Annotated in this window: 20 protein-coding genes; 2 read left to right on the top strand and 18 right to left on the bottom strand. The window is 40.4% G+C overall.

The genetic code is table 11. The features are described from left to right. Positions 1-193: 193 nt before the first annotated feature. From H6G75_RS26045 to H6G75_RS26015, 7 genes are all read right to left on the bottom strand, one after another. Positions 194-877 (bottom strand): Uma2 family endonuclease, encoded by a 684-nt coding sequence (locus H6G75_RS26045; RefSeq protein WP_190982812.1) that lies wholly within the window; start codon positions 875-877, stop codon positions 194-196. 95 nt (positions 878-972) lie between these two features. Next, positions 973-1,344 (bottom strand): hypothetical protein, encoded by a 372-nt coding sequence (locus H6G75_RS26040; RefSeq protein ID WP_190982811.1) that lies wholly within the window; start codon positions 1,342-1,344, stop codon positions 973-975. Further along, positions 1,337-2,338 (bottom strand): LLM class flavin-dependent oxidoreductase, encoded by a 1,002-nt coding sequence (locus tag H6G75_RS26035; protein ID WP_190982810.1) that lies wholly within the window; start codon positions 2,336-2,338, stop codon positions 1,337-1,339. Before H6G75_RS26035 ends, H6G75_RS26040 begins: the two co-directional genes overlap by 8 nt. A gap of 12 nt (positions 2,339-2,350) precedes the next feature. Then, entirely contained in the window at positions 2,351-2,713 is a 363-nt protein-coding gene (locus H6G75_RS26030; RefSeq protein WP_190970306.1) for a hypothetical protein, read from the bottom strand. Positions 2,714-2,945: 232 nt separating this feature from the next. Further along, on the bottom strand, positions 2,946-3,257 hold the full coding sequence (locus H6G75_RS26025; protein WP_190982809.1) for a hypothetical protein: 312 nt from the start codon (positions 3,255-3,257) through the stop codon (positions 2,946-2,948). Between the two features lie 22 nt (positions 3,258-3,279). Further along, on the bottom strand, positions 3,280-3,546 hold the full coding sequence (locus H6G75_RS26020) for a hypothetical protein (RefSeq protein ID WP_190970308.1): 267 nt from the start codon (positions 3,544-3,546) through the stop codon (positions 3,280-3,282). Positions 3,547-3,576: 30 nt separating this feature from the next. After that, positions 3,577-3,981, bottom strand: a complete 405-nt coding sequence (locus H6G75_RS26015; protein ID WP_190982808.1) for a hypothetical protein — start codon at positions 3,979-3,981, stop codon at positions 3,577-3,579. A gap of 1,069 nt (positions 3,982-5,050) precedes the next feature. Here H6G75_RS26015 and cysK point away from each other — a divergent pair. Beyond that, entirely contained in the window at positions 5,051-5,995 is a 945-nt protein-coding gene (gene cysK / locus H6G75_RS26010; RefSeq protein WP_190982807.1) for a cysteine synthase A, read from the top strand. A 136-nt stretch (positions 5,996-6,131) separates the two neighbouring features. On the opposite strand, the gene H6G75_RS26005 is transcribed toward cysK, so the two are convergent. The 8 genes from H6G75_RS26005 to fdxB all read right to left on the bottom strand — a co-directional run bounded on the left by H6G75_RS26005 (position 6,132) and on the right by fdxB (position 12,832). Then, positions 6,132-6,611 (bottom strand): ArsC/Spx/MgsR family protein, encoded by a 480-nt coding sequence (locus H6G75_RS26005; RefSeq protein ID WP_062291905.1) that lies wholly within the window; start codon positions 6,609-6,611, stop codon positions 6,132-6,134. Positions 6,612-6,835: 224 nt separating this feature from the next. Further along, complete coding sequence (locus H6G75_RS26000; protein WP_190982806.1) at positions 6,836-7,447, bottom strand: cupin; 612 nt, start codon at positions 7,445-7,447, stop codon at positions 6,836-6,838. Positions 7,448-7,452: 5 nt separating this feature from the next. Continuing rightward, positions 7,453-7,620: a hypothetical protein gene (locus tag H6G75_RS25995; RefSeq protein ID WP_190673653.1), complete on the bottom strand. Its 168-nt coding sequence runs from the start codon at positions 7,618-7,620 to the stop codon at positions 7,453-7,455. 92 nt (positions 7,621-7,712) lie between these two features. Beyond that, positions 7,713-8,198 carry a hypothetical protein gene (locus H6G75_RS25990; RefSeq protein ID WP_190982805.1) on the bottom strand — a complete coding sequence of 162 codons (486 nt, stop codon included), beginning with the start codon at positions 8,196-8,198 and terminating at the stop codon, positions 7,713-7,715. A 66-nt stretch (positions 8,199-8,264) separates the two neighbouring features. Continuing rightward, on the bottom strand, positions 8,265-8,861 hold the full coding sequence (locus tag H6G75_RS25985; protein ID WP_190587824.1) for a heme-copper oxidase subunit III: 597 nt from the start codon (positions 8,859-8,861) through the stop codon (positions 8,265-8,267). A 268-nt stretch (positions 8,862-9,129) separates the two neighbouring features. Continuing rightward, entirely contained in the window at positions 9,130-10,809 is a 1,680-nt protein-coding gene (gene ctaD, locus H6G75_RS25980) for a cytochrome c oxidase subunit I (protein ID WP_190982804.1), read from the bottom strand. 104 nt (positions 10,810-10,913) lie between these two features. Beyond that, positions 10,914-11,888 carry a cytochrome c oxidase subunit II gene (locus H6G75_RS25975; protein ID WP_190982803.1) on the bottom strand — a complete coding sequence of 325 codons (975 nt, stop codon included), beginning with the start codon at positions 11,886-11,888 and terminating at the stop codon, positions 10,914-10,916. Between the two features lie 650 nt (positions 11,889-12,538). Next, positions 12,539-12,832, bottom strand: coding sequence for a ferredoxin III, nif-specific (gene fdxB / locus H6G75_RS25970; RefSeq protein ID WP_190982802.1), 294 nt, complete (start codon positions 12,830-12,832; stop codon positions 12,539-12,541). Positions 12,833-13,759: 927 nt separating this feature from the next. Here fdxB and H6G75_RS25965 point away from each other — a divergent pair. Beyond that, positions 13,760-15,349, top strand: a complete 1,590-nt coding sequence (locus tag H6G75_RS25965) for a helix-turn-helix domain-containing protein (protein ID WP_190982801.1) — start codon at positions 13,760-13,762, stop codon at positions 15,347-15,349. A gap of 214 nt (positions 15,350-15,563) precedes the next feature. On the opposite strand, the gene hypB is transcribed toward H6G75_RS25965, so the two are convergent. The 3 genes from hypB to hypE all read right to left on the bottom strand — a co-directional run bounded on the left by hypB (position 15,564) and on the right by hypE (position 17,910). Continuing rightward, the gene (gene hypB / locus H6G75_RS25960; protein ID WP_190982800.1) at positions 15,564-16,406 is read right to left on the bottom strand and encodes a hydrogenase nickel incorporation protein HypB; all 843 of its coding nucleotides are present in this window, start codon (positions 16,404-16,406) and stop codon (positions 15,564-15,566) included. Next, a complete protein-coding gene (locus tag H6G75_RS25955; RefSeq protein ID WP_190970294.1) occupies positions 16,397-16,738 on the bottom strand; it encodes a hydrogenase maturation nickel metallochaperone HypA in 342 nt (113 codons plus the stop codon). Before H6G75_RS25955 ends, hypB begins: the two co-directional genes overlap by 10 nt. A 68-nt stretch (positions 16,739-16,806) precedes the next feature. Further along, positions 16,807-17,910, bottom strand: coding sequence for a hydrogenase expression/formation protein HypE (gene hypE / locus H6G75_RS25950; protein WP_190982799.1), 1,104 nt, complete (start codon positions 17,908-17,910; stop codon positions 16,807-16,809). Positions 17,911-18,037 lie beyond the last annotated feature (127 nt).

Genomic DNA, 18,037 nt, shown 5'->3' with positions numbered 1-18,037 from the left:
ATTAATAGTAAATTTACGGAATAAAAAATTGTCAAGCACTTTAGGGAGTTTTTTGAAACTACATCCGAATATGATGGATGAGTAGACACAAAGAATTCTCTTCGCTGAACGCCTGAAAAGATGAATATAGAGTCTTTTGTAACAAAATATTACTAGTAACGACATATTGCCCCTAGTGAGAAGCGATCGCCTGTTATTCACTAGGTAAATTATCAGGGTCAATGCCAAGCGATCTCAAATGTTGAGCTAACTTTTCGGCTCGTTCTTCTGCTGTCAGGTAGCGCGTACCTCGTTCATCATACCAAGATAGTAATTCTTGTGGAATGCCACCCACTGCACCTTGATATCTGCCGATACCTAAACCGACTTCTGACATCCAGTAAGGTTCACCTATTTGTAATTGATAGTTACCATTTACCAACTTATACACTTCAAAAGGTTGATGTTGGTCGCGTCGCCAGTATTCGGGATTGTAAATTACGTAGTATAGTACACCGAGTTTGGCATAGATTAGCATTTTAGCGTCGTATTCTTCTCCTGGTGTATGAGACACCATTTCTATTGCCAAAATGGGAACTACTTCCTTTTCTTCCCAGACGGCGTAACTTTTGCGCGACTTACCACCTTTTCTCCGTTCTACTCCCACGCTTAAAAACGCATCTGGTACTACTGGCACTCTGGGGTTAACTCCAGTGGTGTGATAAACTGCCATATCTACGCCAAAGTACCAATCTTGGCGATTTGCCCAAATAGTGTTGAGTAAAAATAATAAAATGTTGGGCAGTAAGTTTTGGTCTTCGTTATCCACTGGTGTATCGTCTGAGCATGGCAGTTCATCAGTGCTAGGTAACGCATTTTTGAGATCGGGGGAAAGCATAACCGTTATCTCGCTGGCGTTGGATTTATTAATTATAAAGAAAAACCCAGCTTTTTATAGAAAAAAACTGGGGTTTAAAAAATTGTGTTATGACTTTACAACCAATCTCGATAAGCAGAGATTTCGTTGACACTAATTTCTAACGGCCCACCTTTACCAAAAGGCGGATAAACTCTAATTTTGGCATTAGTTGTAAATCGCTCTAATCTATTACCTAATTGGGGAATATTGCTGACTATATGCCAGTAAGATACAATGTCAGGGCAGTCAATTACTAACATAACTTTTGCATTTTTATCAGTAAGATACCACTGACAGTTATTGAGTAAAGCTTGAGTAATGCGATCGCAACTGTAATAAAAACATCTGCCAATCGATTGCTCTAGCTCTAGGTGCAGCATTCCATCCTCTTTTGTTACCTGAGTTGGTGGTAAATCATCGGGTGGAAGCTGGTTTAATTTAGACATAATTGCGTACCTCTTGGTTGTAGCACTGCAAACTGTCGATGTTTTTTTGCATATCAAACGATGCGGGTTTGAGTGCTAATGTACCTAGATTCAATTCGTCCTGAAATTTCTTGATTTTGTCTCGACAAGTAATCGCATCACCAATGATTGAATTCTCAATCAAATAGTCTTCGTCAAAACAAATATTTGTCCGCTCAAATGGTTTATGTCCGGTGGAACTATTCTGCATTACTACTGCCGTATTAGCTTTCATTTTTTGGCTAAATTGGCGGATAAAAGGCATGGCTTCATTCACCGCAGCTTCGTTAGTTTTCCCCACAAAAAAGAACCGCGCTAAGACAAAATTATCTGCACCACTAGGATTAATATTGCGGTATTCGTTGACTGTTTTTTTCAATCTCTCTAGCGCAAAGGGTGGCCCCCCCATTAAGCTAAAGGAATTTTGCGCGGCGAATTCGATGCTTGAAGTGTCACCACTGGCTATATATACCGGAATTTGCTGTTGCAAAGGTTTAGGATATACTGTGAGGCGATCGCATTGATAATACTGCCCATAAAATGAAACTTCTTTTTCATATAACAGCTTATGAATCAATGCCATAGCCTCTAACATTCTGGCGCGAGATTCTCCCATTGCAATCGCAAAATGTTTATTTTGCTGAGGAAAAGGCCCGCCTTTGGCAATTCCAAATAATAATCTGCCATTACACAAATTATCCAAAGTCGCAATATCTTCCGCTACCCGAATCGGGTTGTGAAATGGCAGTAAAACCGCCGCAGTACCTAACCGAATTGTGGAAGTGACACCTGCTAAATGCGCCATCAACAACAGCATCGAAGAACTGATATTGACTTCACTAAAATGGTGTTCACTTACCCAGGCTTCGTCAAAGTTTAAGCTTTCAGCTTGTCTGACTAAAGCAACTTGCTCAAAAATTGCGCGGCGGTAATTTTGGTGATGATTTTCGTAATTGCAGAAAAGTCCAATTTTCATTGTTTGCTATTCTTAGGTTGCTACCATTTGCAACTCCAACCACAGGCGTGGATCGGTATCTTTGAGCGTCGATTTGGGGTCTCGAATCAAGCGTTTGGCATTCATACAAACTACTTGGACTAATCCCATATTGTCGGCTATGTCTCTGAGGATTTTTTGCTGTTCTCTAATGTGGGGCAACATTTCTTCAGAGCAATAAATACCTATGTATTGCAAACGTCTAGGCGGTCTTCCCCAAAAACAGGTGATGACTTTCACATGACACCCGTCTAATAGTTCTCCAACCTTTGGATAATACTCGCTGATAATTCGTTTGAATTCTTGAGCGATGATATCTTCAGTAATCATTTTAGCTGATGTTTCTGTAGCTTTCATCACGCTATTTAATATAACATATATTTGTCAACCAAGCATGACATAAAGTGTAGTTTATATTGCATTTTTAGGTTAAATAATATATAGAAAACATGGTGAATTAGTTTTAATTTTATGAATAGATAATAGTGGATAGTTAATTCATTTATAATCTAAAATCCCCGACTTCTTTAAGAAATCGAGGATCTAAAACTTCCGAACTTTTGATAGATGTTTTAAATCATTATATTGATTACCGAGATTTTCTTTCTGCTACTAATACTTCAGCAATTATTTCTGGTAAATCACAAAAGTCAGAAAATCCTTCTTTACCACTGATGGGAGAAACAAAAGTATAGCTTGGATCGCATTCTCCTGTATCGTAGACTTGAATAAACCATTTATCAGGAAAACCTTCCACACCCAACTCAACAATGTACCAACTCTCGCCAACTAAACGAGATTTGATAACAGTAAACCACTCTCGATATTCGTCACGAATATTCCAGTCTGCTAAGAGAAACTCTAACGCTATATGTCCAGCATCAGTAGCCGTAAGTAGCATGATTACTCCTTGTTAGGCAACTTCATTCAGATTTTGCAGCTTCGGAATTGTTAAAGTCAGGATATAAACCTAATTGTTTGGCAAGCTCACGAGCTACATGAAATAAAAATTTAGCACCATCTTGATTACCATCGTGAGCAAACATTGTGGCTACTTTTGCCATTGCTTCGATGAGGTTAGCATCAACTAGTTCTGAGTTTGCTTCTAAAACTGCTGGCTCTTGGCCATTAGGACATTGTAGTAATTGATCGATTAAATCAAAATATTGAGCTTGCCGTTCTTCAGTCATAATATTTTGTAATTGTGTGAGGTGAATTGATTATTGTTCAATACTTTGTCGCCAAAGTCTTTCTAACATTTCTACTTGTTCTTGATATACGGCGGCGCGATGCGCTAGATACCTGTCGTATACAAGAATTCCTAACCCGATACATACAGGGGTTAGCAAGATAAACCATTGGAGAATAATGGCAAGTTTATAGATATAATCTGTTGTGAGCGGTTGGTTCACGATGTAGCGATCGCAATTATTAATACCAGCCGTTACCGGGGGATACCAGGCTTGATTGACTTCGTTAATCTTATTAACTTCACAAGTTAAATTCTGTGCCTTAACTAACTCTCCATGCTTTTCCCAAACTACTCTCAGGACTACCATTGCTGGAGAAATTACGATTAATGTTACTAGGCAAACAGTAAGAACATTGAGAATTTTGACTTTCATCCTTGGGGTAGAGGCTAGGGGTTGGAGGTTATAGGTGATAGGTTACAGGTGATAGGTTACAGGTGATAGGTTACAGGTTAGATAAGAGAGTTTTACATAGTTAGTGGTTTTCAGATACCCGACTTCTCAAAGAAGTCGGGTATCTATTTTGTAGATTTAATAACTAGTGAATAATTACCTAATTTTTTTAATTTCTATTTTTATACTTGTCGAATTAACGCACTCTTATCTGAAAATATCTAGTTAAGAAGTCCCCCCTAGTTCTCTAGCAAGCTAGGGAATTTCGGGGGGTAGAGGGGAATCTCTGCGTAAATCCTATATGTTTTATATCAGTTGCCTTTGGAGGTGGCTGTTTAGTTGGTGTGGATTAAGTTTATTAAATTGATTAAATCGGTACTCAAAGCCCTAAAGCATTGCTGTGTAAGTTTTATAAAAATTGCTGGGGTTACAGGGTCTAGTATTTCTGGGCAGAGGGGCTAGTATTGCTTGGTAGGGGGTCTGGAATTTCTGCACTCAGCTTTAAAGCTAGACAGGCTATAGATAAAAACGATTTTTTTAGATAATTTTTGATGAATATTTTTTGTACTCAAGATGAAGAATTAAGGCTCTAAATAGCAGTATTTGGAGATAATTTCAATTAATTAATTAGCAAATATTAGAATTTGATGAATTAAATGTTTTGCTGTATTTAAATGACATTTTATGGGTTTATATCTGGAAAAATGGATATTTTAGCAAACTGTTAAATAGGTTGTTGATTTGATTGGTGATGTATTGAAAAATATGAAATGAGTTTTTATATGCTTGTTAGACGTAAGCAACCTAATTAAGTTTCTCAAAACAAGCTGATGTTTAGTGTTGAGCAATACTTAAATACTGTGCTTTTCTGTCAATAGACATCAAAAATCTGAATTTAGATGTAAATTAACCAAAATTATTTCTGGATGTTACATATTTATGCTTTAGTGAAAGGAAATAGTTTTGGCGATCGCTTAACCCAGCAATTACCCAAAAATGATAGTTATAAGTAAATAGGCAGTTTTAAAATTAAAAGGCTAGGAGTTAATTTATGCGAATTGCTAAAGATGTTACAGAACTAATCGGTGGAACTCCCTTAGTTCAACTAAATAAAATTCCCCAAGCTGAAGGTGCAGTGGCGCGGATACTTGCCAAACTCGAAGGAATGAACCCAGCCGCTTCTGTAAAAGACCGGATTGGCGTAAGTATGATTAATAACGCCGAAGCTGAAGGGTTAATTACACCAGGAAAAACCATTTTAGTCGAACCGACATCTGGGAATACTGGAATCGCTTTGGCAATGGTCGCTGCCGCCCGTGGTTACGGCCTAGTTTTAACTATGCCAGAAACTATGAGCCAAGAACGGCGCTCAATGCTGCGTGCTTATGGTGCAAAACTAGAGTTGACACCAGGCCCAGAAGGAATGCGGGGCGCAATTCGCAAAGCTGAGGAAATTGTAGCGAATACACCGGACGCATATATGCTGCAACAATTCCGCAACCCAGCTAACCCCAAAATTCACCGCGAAACCACCGCCGAAGAAATTTGGGAAGATACAGACGGGGAAGTAGACATTGTGATTGCTGGCGTTGGGACTGGCGGAACAATTACCGGAATTGCCGAAGTATTGAAACAACGTAAACCTAGTTTACAGGCGATCGCAGTTGAACCCAGTAACAGCCCTGTCCTCTCTGGTGGCGAAGCAGGCCCTCATAAAATTCAAGGCATTGGTGCAGGCTTTGTCCCTGACGTACTGCGCTTGGAATTGGTGGATGAAGTCATCCGAGTTAGCGATGACCAAGCCATGATGTACGGACGCAGGTTAGCCAAAGAAGAAGGTTTGTTATCTGGTATTTCTTCAGGTGCGGCTTTGTGTGCTGCATTGCAAGTAGCAAAACGACCAGAAAATGCTGGTCGTTTGATTGTGATGATTCAGCCTTCCTTCGGCGAACGTTACCTCAGCACAGCAATGTTTCAAGATTTGAGCCTTAGTTAAGAAGGCAAAAGTAAAAAGGAAAAAGTAAAAAGTGAAGAGTAAACAGTAAAAATAGAAAATAAACTTTTTTACCTTTTGCCCTTTTACTTTTTACTTATGTCTTTATTGCCCTTTGCCTTTTTACTTTTTACTTAATTTAATGTTTACAATTACCATGACCGTGGCCATGTTCATGGTCATGGTGGTGATTACCACCGTGGGCGCAGCCTTGCAAATCCTTACTCATCAGGTCTTCACTCATAGCTTGGAAGGATTCATCTACAGGTTTTAAGCCAATCCAAGCATCAAGTTTTTCGACCTCAAAACCGACTTCGCGGCGATCGCCTACTTGAATTAAAGGACGGCGAATTAATAACGGGTCACGCAACATCTGTACCAAGGCGGTTTCTGCGTCGATATTTTCGGGTACAATTTCCCCAGATTTTACCTTGGGTGCAGCCCGATTAAACCATTCAGATACAGGGCGATTCCCAAAAAATGACCGTAAACGCTCAATCGTCCAAGGTTCGGTTAATAAGTTGTATGAAATTACTTCATGACCAGCCGCAGTTAACAACACTTTTTGTCTAGTACCATTTTTACAGCCTGGTTTTTCATAAAAAATTACTCTTGCCATTGTGCTTGCTCCTAATCCACTTAAATGGTTTAGGATTTACGCAGAGAACCCTCTCAATTAGGGTGTAGGGGTGTAAGGGGGTAGGGGTATAAGGGAAAGATGTTTATGTTTGTGAGATTTTCTTGTGGTTAAAAATGCTGATTCACATAATCTTCCCCTACACCCTGCTTACTGAGCGCAGTCGAAGTACACCCTTTCTACCCTTACACCCCTACACCCCTCTACTAAAACTTCCGTGCAGTATGGGTAACTAAATCAAACTCAAATCGTTGTTTTGGATCAGTTTCCCCATAAATATTGAAAGTCACAGTTGGTTCATCACCGACTGCTTGCACGCTGTGAATTGCATCAGGAGTGAAACTCACAATATCTCCAGGAGATAAAATTATTTCTCCTGTTTGTTCAATTTTACCTGAAGATGTTGAGTTGTCTGTGCGTCGCCAAACAGTGTTTTTTTCTTGACCTTTTAACACCGCGACAACTCCCCAAGTGCCATGATTATGGATGTTTGAAGTTGTTCCTGGTGCAAAGGTTACTGTTTGAACAGTTAACGGAAAACCCAATTCATCGTATAAGAGAACAACAGAAGTACCTGTTTTGGGACAAGGCTCTAAATGTTGACTTCTCACCCAGTAGGAATTGGCAATTAAGCGCCTCACCAACATCCTAATTTCTGGTAGACGGCTAGATTCATCCTCAACACCATTGAGAATATCTTCTACCTCAGTCAAAAAACGATAGAGGCGATAATTTTCTCGCAATAAATCCCATGCTCTGACAGATTTGCAAATTTGATACTGACCGTCTCCAGTAAGTAGCCAATCCCTACCTTGCATAACTTTTAGAATCTAAATTGAGAAGTTGAAGGCATAACAATTACTGGTGCTGCATACCAAGGAGAGTTAGTTTCAGGAAGACTTACAGGTGATAAAGGAACAGTATTGGGCAGGGGATTTTCGGGTAGGGTAAAGGTGGAAAGAGGTCGAGCAAAATAGAAATTGTTCATCATGGTTTGTAAATTTTGATCGTTGAGTGTTGGTTATTTGTCATTTGTCATTTTTTCTAATTACTCATGACTAATGACTAATGACAATTGACTATTCAATCTTCTTCCTCGGCTGGACGTGTCAAAATATCCAGAAGGATACCAGCACCATAATCATGTTTGGGGTCAATTTCTTGCACCCTGATGCTGATTTCTTTGGCTTGTTCGATGTTTCCTAATTTAGCTAAAACCAAACCAGTCGCAGCATAAGCATTTAGGTACAATCTGATTTGGTTTTCTTCCCTCCGATTTATGAGTATGGGTTTTAGCTGTTCCCAATTTTCAGGAAAATTTTCTGCTTTCTTAATTTTATCTAATAATTTAGTTGTTGTTTGCAAGGCGAGAGAATAATTATTTTTGTAGTAAAAATATCTATAAGCTGAAACTAAAATGTCTGTATTGTCTCCAGCTTCGGTGATGGCTTGTTGCATATATTTCTCGGATTCAGAATTATTATGCCAAGTATCAGCAGCGAGAATTAGTAATTTTTTGACATTTTCTGGTACTTGAAACCAAGAAAATCTGTTGGTATCTATTTGCATAATTGTAGATGGGGAGTGGGGAGTAGGGAGTAGTGAGTGGGTTAATTTACTACTCCCTACTCACTTTTAAAACTGTGTGAGAATGTACAACAAAGAAAAGAGAACAATCCAAATGATGTCTACGAAGTGCCAGTAAATTTCTGCCATTTCGATGCCAGTGTGTTTGGTGGCGGAGTAATGACCGGGACGTTGCGATCGCTTCAATACTCCTAAAATCAATAACAGTCCCACAAATACGTGCAATCCGTGGAAGCCTGTCATGATGTAAAAGCAATTAGCAAAGATATTGGCTGTCATGCCATATCCCAAGGTTAGGTACTCATACACTTGACCTAACAAAAACATTGCGCCCATAACGGCGGTCACTTTGTACCACCATTGCATTCCGGCGACGTTATTCTTTTTAATCGCCATATCACCAAAGTGAATGACGAAACTGCTAGACACCAGGATGATGGTGTTAATTGTCGGTACGAGTAATTCTACTTCTGTACCTTCTGGCGGCCAAACTTCTGTAGTGCCGCGAAAGAACAAGTATGTGGCAAAGAATCCGCCAAACATTAAAGATTCCGAGATGAGGAAGGTTAATAATCCCGGAACTCGCAAATCTGGATGATGTTCGGCTTCATGTCCGTGATGTTCGCTGGGTGTGGCGACTGTCATATTTTTACCATCTGAATTTCTAACAAGGGTGTTGGAGATCCCCCCAACCCCCCTTAAAAAGGGGGGCTACATTCTCATCCTTTACTCCTGTACTGTTGTGAGTGAGAATACCTAACTTTTTTTACGAACCGCAAAGGGCGCAAAGGACGCAATAGCGGCTTCCCGCAGGGTAGGACGCGAAGTTATAAGAGTCTGAGAGATTTCTTGCGTAAGTCCTATATATGAGTCATGTTCCCCCCTTTTTAAGGGGGGTTAGGGGGGATCTAAATTACGCACTCACTTCAGGTGTTGTGGTGGGTTGTGCTTCGGGGCTATGGCCGTAGTCGTAGGGGCCGTGAGTGGCTACGGGTAAGACTTCCCAGTTTTCAATCAATGGAGGTGAACTGGTTGTCCATTCTAGGGTTAAAGCCCGCCAAGGATTATCACCTGCAACTTCGCCTCTACTCCAACTCCACAGTATGTTGATGGTAAAGGGGATGACTGATAAGCCTAAGATAAATGCGCCGATGGTACAAATTTCATTCAAGCTAGTGAACTGGGGGTCATACATAGCCACTCGTCGGGGCATACCTTGTAAACCTAATTCGTGCATCGGTAAGAAGGTAAGGTTTGTCCCGATGAAGGTGAGGGCAAAATGAACCCGTCCCAAAAATTCGTTTAGCTTGTGTCCGGTCATTTTGGGGAACCAGTGATATATACCTGCGTAAATACCAAATACGGAACCACCAAATAAGACGTAGTGGAAGTGTCCAACTACATAGTAGGTATCGTGGACGTGAACATCAAAGGGGGCTGTTCCCATTGTCACGCCGCTTAAACCACCCATGACGAACATCGACAATAAACCGATCGCAAATAGCATGGCACTGGTAAAGCGGATTTTTCCACCCCAGAGGGTCGCAACCCAAGCAAATATTTTTACGCCAGTGGGAACAGCAACGATGAGGGTAGAAATAGTGAAGAACATCCGCATCCAGCCGGGTGTACCACTGGTAAACATGTGGTGTACCCAAACGAACAACCCGACGACGCAGATGGCGACGCTGGAATAAGCGATCGCTTTATATCCGAAAATTGGTTTACGGGCGTGAACGGGAATCACCTCGGACATGATGCCGAAAATTGGCAGAATCATCAGATATACTGCCGGGTGAGAATAGAACCAGAATAAATGCTGGTAGATAACAACGTTACCGCCTGCATCTGGTTTAAAGAAGGATGTGCCGAAGTTGATGTCAAATAATAGCAACACTAAACCCGCAGCTAACACAGGTGTAGAGAGAAGTGCTAGTACGGAGGTGGCTAAGATTGCCCAGCAGAATAAGGGAAGTTGATCCCATTTCAGACTGGGGACTTTCATCATTAAGATGGTGATGACAAAGTTCAACGAACCCAAAATTGAGGAAGTACCTACTAAGACAATTGCCAAAATCCATAGAGATTGGGCAACTGGCGCGGTGACTAAACTCAGTGGTGGGTAAGCTGTCCAACCTGATTGGGAACCACCAAACAGGAAACTCAGCAGCAGTAATAATCCGGCTGGTGGGTTTAACCAAAAGGCGATCGCATTCAGTTTGGGGAATGCCATATCCCTAGCACCAACCATCAACGGTACTAGATAGTTGCCAAATCCCCCAATCGCACTGGGAACAATCCACAGGAAAATCATGATTGTCCCGTGGTTGGTCATGAAGGCGTTATACAGATTGGGATCGAGGATATCCGCATCTGGGGTGGCGAGTTCGGCGCGAATGGCGATCGCCATCAATCCACCGATCAGGTAAAACAAAAACGCCGTGACTAGATACTGAATCCCGATTACTTTATGGTCAATGTTGAAGGTGAAGTAGTCGTACCATTTCCACTTTTTAGGATGTGCGGTATGGGTAACGGCTACTTGTGGATTCTTATCGGGCGGTGTATTCCGAGGTAATTCTGTTTGTGTCATAAGTTTGTCCTTTGTCATTGGTCTTTTTTTGTTTCGCGCAAAGGCGCAAAGGCGCAAATAAAAGTTCGCAAATAACGACTTTTAAAAGGTCTATTGGCCATTGACTATTGACCTTTGACTATTGACTCTAGAGTTGCTGCACTCACGCCCAGGTGTTGGATATGAGGCGCAAGGAACTCGGAGGGTGATAAGTCGGCGGGATTAACAGCGATCGCTTTTTGCAAGTCTGGTTTTTGGGCGAGTTGGGTTTCTTTCAACCAGCTATCGTATTCTTCTGGTGTGTGAACGATGACTTGCGATCGCATGGAACCGTGATAGCCACCACACAGTTCCGCACACACGACGGGATAAGTACCTGTTTTAGTGGCGGTGAAGCGCAATTGAGTGGGGATACCGGGAAGTGCGTCTTGTTTCACTCGGAATTGCGGAACCCAAAAGGCGTGAATTACATCCTGGGCTGACAAATTCAACTGTACATCAGCACCCACAGGAATATGTAGTTCACCAGCAGTAACGCCACCGTTGGGATACTCGAAAATCCAAGCAAACTGCATTCCGGTAACGTTCACTACTAAATCCGCAGGTTTGCTTTCTCCTCTACTCGCACCAAGGCCAATGCTTGGGGCTGAAGTTGGTTCTGGGGTATTATTGAAGGTAGCAGCTAGGGCAGTTCCAGAACTATGGGCAACATGAGCCGGAGAATGGGCGTGACTTCCTGGTTCCAAACCACCCATCTGATTAAAGACATCTACGCTATAGATGCCTAAACCAATCACAATCACTGATGGGATAGCTGTCCAGAAAATTTCTAAAGGAACATTACCCTCTATTGGTAAACCATCGGTTTCGTCACCACGACGGCGACGAAACTTTACTAAAAAAATCAGAATGGTGCTTTCTACAACCAGAAATAAAGCGATCGCAATGGTAAACATGATGTTAAAAAATCCATCTACCAAAGGTGCTTGTTGTGATGCTTGTACTGGTAATAGTGCGTGATTTTGACCAACCCAAACACTAAACGCTGTAACTGCCATACCAGCAACTAGCGTCCATAGTGAAACAGGAATTTGTTGCATAAAAGCTCCTGTAAGTATGAAGTTTGAAGTGTGTAGACGCGCAGCCACTTGCCGCAGGCTAGTATGAAATCTGAAGTAGGAAATTTATGTAACTTCATTTTTTGATACTTCAGTAACACACCTAACTTCACGATTAAAATCAGTACAAAAGCTTATAATCAAATTCTGTCGATAATTTGATTTTTGACTTTTGAGTTCTACTTATTAACGTTGTATCTTACATAATGTAAAACTTGGGGGAATTTTCCAAATCTCTTCAGATCCTTCCCCCAAAAACTTAACAATATTTCTAATGAATTAGACAAGAGTACCTTCTAGTTCTACAAGCCGTAATAGTTGTTGTCAGAGGGTACTACTAGTTCTGATTTTGAACATTCAAAATAGCAGCAAGTATGATTTAGTTAATAAGTAACAATTTAAAATTTACGCATTTGTTTACTACGAACTTTTTCACTAGTCCTAGTAATTAAATAGCACTTGAAACATGGTTTAGGAAATTTACAGATGCTCCACTTAACAAACCCAGGATTATAACCCCGTCATCTGTCACCTGTCACCTGTCACCTGTCACCTGCTATATAAATTCCCCTCAATTTACCTTGCTGAGTACCCCCTTACCAAAACAACAACTTTCAACCTTCCGCCAATATTTAGTTGTTCAATTCAGCGTGGGTGTAGCAGTTTTTAGGACAAATCCGAGAGCAAGCTTCACAACCAATGCAGTTCTCTGGATGAGCAACTACCATGACTTTGCGCTCGATTTCATCATCTTCTTCATCTTCGACAAATTCACCTTCTTCATTGAGTGCTTTTAAATCCAGCACACTATACCCACACACTTTAATACATCTGCCACAGCCGATACATTTATCTTTGTCAATCTCCTGGGCAAATTTAGGTGTCCAGGGTTTACCTCCAAATGTCAATCCTGTTAGTGCTGCCATGAATAAACCTTCGGCGATTTCGCCAATCTAATCGTTTGTACTTAATTTCATACTAACTTAATCTAATTGTTTTGTTTTGTTGTTAAACGATTAATTTTTCTTTCATTAAAGTTTGATGACTTTTGGTCTATTTTCAGGTTTATTTTGATTATTTAAATGAGATTTTATAGCAATAATTTATATATTTTTTGATAATAATTTTAGTATTCAATGATTCTTGTACGCCAAAATCCCCAACTTCTTCAACAAGTCAGGGATTTGAATGTCCTATATTTAGTTAAATCAATTACCTTAAAGTTAATGATTGCCTGAATTAATAATGCAATTCTTTTGCAGTTTTTGACCGATATCAAAAAGACAGTAAATCACTATACAAACCTTATGTTCTTTCATTACATAAATATATTTGCAATTTGTATTAGCAACGTATTGTTATTTAGCAATAAAAATGCCCAAATCAATAGAATAGCAGGTGGTTTGAGCATTTTAATTAAAAATGTGATTTTTGTAGCAGCAGTTAGCTTGATATTAAATATTAAAATTATTAATAAATGGGATTATGCTAAATGATTGTGTGTATAAAAATTCAGCAAAAATCCTTGGGTTAAGGTTTTGAAGCCAAACATTAAAGGTTAGTAGTTAAAAAAATATGAAAGCTTAAGAAAATTTCCTAAGCTCATGATGAACAAAATCATCTAAATATTTATGAAATTTATAGTTAATGAACAATAAAGATTCGGCTGGGCTGAAAAGCCTAATTGAGCCTCTACTTGGATACTAAGTCTGAATATGGATGTGGGCAATTATCGCAGCAAGAAAATTTACTTCTTGCTAGGTAATTAATGTGGTTGCGAGTGATAAATAAACAGGACACATCCAGGGGAGACTTGAGCCAAACATCTCAACGATTAGGTGGGAAGAAGTTTTATGCCGTATACAATTCCTAACAACAGTTGCGTTGGATGTGATAACTGCCGTCCCCAATGTCCTACGGGTGCGATTCAGTTAGAAGACGATGAATATTGGATTGATCCTTGTCTGTGTAACAATTGTGAGGGCTATTATCCAGAACCGCAATGTGTAATAGCTTGTCCGACCAATTCTCCCATACCGTGGCAAGCAAAAAAGGGGAGATGTAAAGTCGAACCGCGAGATGCTACCAGCCCGGATTTATTTTCTAATGGGAAGAATAACCCTTTTGCTTCAGCGATCGCAATTTGGGAGGCGTGTAATGTATTGGCTCAACGCACATCCTTAAATTGGGAACATGATGCAGAAGGATATCTATGTTACAGCCGACAAGTCAGCCAAGGCAAAGGTGCGATCGCCTTTCACATTCAACATCCCTTCCAAGTTAGCGATCGTATCACTAATTTAGAAGCGATTGAAACAATGGATATTCGGGCGGCTTGTATCCATTTAATATTTGCCGCCTACGCCACAACCTTAGAACAACCTTGGGAGCAAGAATTTTCCCTAGATGAACGGCAAATAGAAAAATACTTGGGGCTAGAAAAGCGCAAAGACTTAAGTAAAACTGCCAAACTCACCTTAATGAAAAATCTTGTCCAACAAGCTTGCTCGCTGTTAATCTCTATTGACTGGCCGCAACAAGGGCGCGTCAAAGGATTTTCCGTTACTCAATCTCGCTTGTGGCACTTAGTCCATATCCAACACCACTTCCAAGAAGATGACATAGGCTGTAAATACCTGGTTGGGCTAACCTTCAAAATTCGCGCCGGAATTTGGGCGCAGCATTTCCTCAACAAACAAGCTTGTAAAGAGCGCAGCGCCTTTTACCAATACGGTAGTTTGCCCAAAACCTTGCTCACCACGGTTATGAGTATTTGGCAACAACACGAAGGCGCAGTCCGACTCATGTTGTGGTTACTCTTTAAAACCAAGATGGGTAGAGAACAACGCATCACTGTTCCTACCTTGTTACGCATTGCTTATGGTGAGGAAAAAGTTACCTTAGCTTCCCGACAGCGAGAAGAACGCAAAAGACTATTGCGGACATTTGAAAATGACTTAGAAGTGCTGAATCATTTGGGTATCAAACCGATGTTTGACCCAGTAACTTACCCCTTGGAAATTCAACCATTGTGGGCGAAGTTAATGGGCATACCTGAAGATCCAGACGAAGCCTTAGAATTTTGGATTAATGATGGTGGTGGCGAAACCCGACTGACAGATTCCGGCCCCCGTGGAAAATGGAACCTGTTGATGAACGCGCGGATTTTGTCATTTGAACTACCGCCAGAATGGGAACAGCAAATCTCTGATTCTGAAAAGAAGCAACGACGCACTATCAAAAACCGAAGACGAGTCAGACTTACAGGCGATTTAGTTGGCGAACAGATTTTAGAAGCCCGCAAAAATTTAAATCTCTCCCAACGAGAATTAGCCAAACTCACCGGCAAAAGCCAAAGCTGGATTCGAGATGTGGAAAATGGCCGCCTCAAAGCGAAAATAGAAGACCAAGCACTGTTACGCAAGGTGTTGAATCTCGCTTAACGCAGATATATATGAATAAACACAGGTGACAATGTGCATCTGTGTTTTTATGTTTGGTGTTGCGGCCAAGGATGAATTACCTCGCGCAAAGGCGCAAAGACGCAAAGGTATGAAGAAAGAAGTAACTCTTTAAAACTCTTCTTTCTCTGTGTCCTCTGTGCCTCTGTGGTTTGTTAAAATCCTCTCCTCTTTGCGCCTCTGCGTGAAATAAAATTCAAACTGGTATAGACAAATCCCCCACCTTTTCCGTCAGACACTTATACCAACTATCTAAACCCTCACCAGTCATCGCCGACACTTGAAAAACCTGAATGTGCGGGTTCACTTGTTTAGCATATTCAATACAGCGTTTCACATCAAACTGCACGTAAGGCAATAAATCAATTTTGGTGAGAATCATCATCTCACTGGCGCGGAATATATGGGGATATTTTAGCGGCTTATCTTCTCCCTCCGTGACAGAAAGAATTACAACTTTGAGGTGTTCACCCAAATCAAATAAAGCTGGACAAACCAAGTTACCAACATTTTCAATCATCACCACAGAATTTAGCGGCGGGTTGAGTTGTTGTAACCCTCTTTCTATCATCGACGCATCTAAATGACAGCCTGTACCTGTGTTGATTTGCACAACTTTACAGCCTGTCTCTTTTATCTTTTGAGCATCATTAGTTGTTTCTTGGTCGCCTTCAATTACACTAATCGGTAATTGCTGTTTTAAATCATTAATAGTGCGAGTTAATAATGTTGTTTTACCTGCACCGGGAGAACTCATTAAATTTAAAGCGAGAATATTTCGACCTTTAAACCATCCCCGGTTTTGGGCTGCTAATAAATTATTTTTTGCTAAGATATCTTGTTCTAAAGATATAGTTGTGCCGTGCATTTTGGCATGAATTTGTGGTGCTTCATCATGATGATGGGAATGGGTAATCACAGTACCATCGGGTAAAGTATGAGTGTGGGTATGATGGTCGTGATGGTGATTAATTTCATCAGTTTGGAGATTTGTAATTTTGCCTTCAGCATCATCAGAACAACCGCAAGTTACACACATATTTCCTCTATTTCTATTTCTTTAATTTTGAGTTCTTCACCAGTTATTAAATCAAGTTGCACGCTACCACATTGGCAAACACCAAAAGGCTTATCAAGAGCAATTTCCGCCCCGCATTGACGACATTTGGCTAATCCTGGGATTTCGATAATTTCTAATAGGGAATTTTCTAAAAGTGTGCCTTTTGAGCAAATATCAAAACAAAATTTAATCGCATCGGGCATAATGGCTGAAAGTTTGCCAATTTCTAAGACTACTTTCTGTACTTTCATGCCTTTGGCGTGTTCGGTGACGATGGCTACTATATTTTGGGTTATTCCTAGTTCGTGCATAGTTAAAATTAATTTTTTTAACGAACCGCAAAGGACACAAAGGGCGCAAAGAGAATAAAGAGAAGTATTTAACAAATTCTTGGTAATTGGTCGCCAACTAGCATATCTACAATTCGTTCAGCACCAAAGGTTGTTTTGAGGAAGACAACGCCGGGAGGTGAGGCGATAACTTCACCAACTATACAGGAATCTTTACCTGCTGGATGAGTTTTCATGGCTGCTAAAACTTTGTCGGCATTATCTTGTTTTACTACTACGACTAATTTACCTTCGTTGGCTAAGTATAAGGGTTCTAAACCTAAAATTTCGCATACTCCTTTGACTTCTTCTCTGATAGGAATAGATTCTTCATGAAGGCGAATGCCAACATTAGATGTGAGGGCGAATTCATTTAATACTGTGGCTAAACCGCCGCGTGTTGCGTCCCGCATGGCATGAATTTCAGGGCAAACGTTGAGGATGGTTGCAACTAAACTATGCAAGGGTTGGCAATCACTTTGAATATCAGTTTCTAAGGCTAATTCTCCACGAGCGATTAAAATTGCAGTGCCATGATTTCCTAATTCGCCGTTAATAATAATGGCATCTCCCGGTTGAATATTGTGTGCTGAAATATTCACGCCTGTGGGAATGACACCAATACCAGCAGTGTTAATAAATAATTTATCAGCAGCACCACGATGCACTACTTTTGTGTCGCCTGTAACGATTTGCACACCTGCATTTTTGGCTGCGGCTTGCATACTTGCTACTACACGGCGTAAGGTTTCTAGGGGTAATCCTTCTTCTAAAATGACGCTACAGGTAAGATATAAAGGTTTTGCACCGCTAACTGCTAAATCATTAATTGTGCCGTTAATTGCTAATTCTCCAATGTCGCTTCCAGGGAAAAATAATGGGTCTACAACATAAGAATCAGTGGTAAATGCAAGTCTATCTCCTTGTTGTAAAAGATTAGCTAAATTAAAGCTGGCTTGGTCTTCTAATTGACTCAAAATTGGATTATCAAAACTCTGGATAAAGACATCATCAATTAAATCACGCATGGCTTTACCGCCGCTACCATGTGATAAATTTATGTGACTATCTCGAATTTTTGATTGGCGACGCTTGGTTTGGGCGATTTTTTGTAACAGGGGATTTTGTAATTGATTTGATGATGATAAATCCATATATAGCGTTTTCTACTCTGGTGAGGTGCAGTAACAAGAATGTGTAAACCAATTATAAATGTCATTTAATGAGACTTGGCTAAAAGCATTTTCAATCGCTTTCGCTAAATCAGAATAAGTTCTTGCT

It is taken from the genome of Nostoc sp. FACHB-280 (assembly GCF_014697615.1).
Lineage (GTDB): Bacteria > Cyanobacteriota > Cyanobacteriia > Cyanobacteriales > Nostocaceae > Nostoc_B.
Note: the sequence above shows the minus strand (reverse complement) of the source record. Positions and strands in the feature narration are given on the sequence as shown.

Coding starts and splice junctions, on each gene's coding strand:
- H6G75_RS26020 (WP_190970308.1), bottom strand. CDS start 3,546: ATGACTGAAGAACGGCAAGCTCAATATTTTGATTTAATCGATCAATTA.
- H6G75_RS25985 (WP_190587824.1), bottom strand. CDS start 8,861: ATGACAGTCGCCACACCCAGCGAACATCACGGACATGAAGCCGAACAT.
- H6G75_RS26000 (WP_190982806.1), bottom strand. CDS start 7,447: ATGCAAGGTAGGGATTGGCTACTTACTGGAGACGGTCAGTATCAAATT.
- H6G75_RS25965 (WP_190982801.1), top strand. CDS start 13,760: ATGCCGTATACAATTCCTAACAACAGTTGCGTTGGATGTGATAACTGC.
- hypB (WP_190982800.1), bottom strand. CDS start 16,406: ATGTGTGTAACTTGCGGTTGTTCTGATGATGCTGAAGGCAAAATTACA.
- fdxB (WP_190982802.1), bottom strand. CDS start 12,832: ATGGCAGCACTAACAGGATTGACATTTGGAGGTAAACCCTGGACACCT.
- hypE (WP_190982799.1), bottom strand. CDS start 17,910: ATGGATTTATCATCATCAAATCAATTACAAAATCCCCTGTTACAAAAA.
- H6G75_RS25955 (WP_190970294.1), bottom strand. CDS start 16,738: ATGCACGAACTAGGAATAACCCAAAATATAGTAGCCATCGTCACCGAA.
- H6G75_RS26035 (WP_190982810.1), bottom strand. CDS start 2,338: ATGAAAATTGGACTTTTCTGCAATTACGAAAATCATCACCAAAATTAC.
- H6G75_RS26040 (WP_190982811.1), bottom strand. CDS start 1,344: ATGTCTAAATTAAACCAGCTTCCACCCGATGATTTACCACCAACTCAG.
- H6G75_RS26045 (WP_190982812.1), bottom strand. CDS start 877: ATGCTTTCCCCCGATCTCAAAAATGCGTTACCTAGCACTGATGAACTG.
- ctaD (WP_190982804.1), bottom strand. CDS start 10,809: ATGACACAAACAGAATTACCTCGGAATACACCGCCCGATAAGAATCCA.
- H6G75_RS25990 (WP_190982805.1), bottom strand. CDS start 8,198: ATGCAAATAGATACCAACAGATTTTCTTGGTTTCAAGTACCAGAAAAT.
- H6G75_RS26025 (WP_190982809.1), bottom strand. CDS start 3,257: ATGCTACTTACGGCTACTGATGCTGGACATATAGCGTTAGAGTTTCTC.
- H6G75_RS25995 (WP_190673653.1), bottom strand. CDS start 7,620: ATGATGAACAATTTCTATTTTGCTCGACCTCTTTCCACCTTTACCCTA.
- H6G75_RS26030 (WP_190970306.1), bottom strand. CDS start 2,713: ATGAAAGCTACAGAAACATCAGCTAAAATGATTACTGAAGATATCATC.
- cysK (WP_190982807.1), top strand. CDS start 5,051: ATGCGAATTGCTAAAGATGTTACAGAACTAATCGGTGGAACTCCCTTA.
- H6G75_RS26015 (WP_190982808.1), bottom strand. CDS start 3,981: ATGAAAGTCAAAATTCTCAATGTTCTTACTGTTTGCCTAGTAACATTA.
- H6G75_RS26005 (WP_062291905.1), bottom strand. CDS start 6,611: ATGGCAAGAGTAATTTTTTATGAAAAACCAGGCTGTAAAAATGGTACT.
- H6G75_RS25975 (WP_190982803.1), bottom strand. CDS start 11,888: ATGCAACAAATTCCTGTTTCACTATGGACGCTAGTTGCTGGTATGGCA.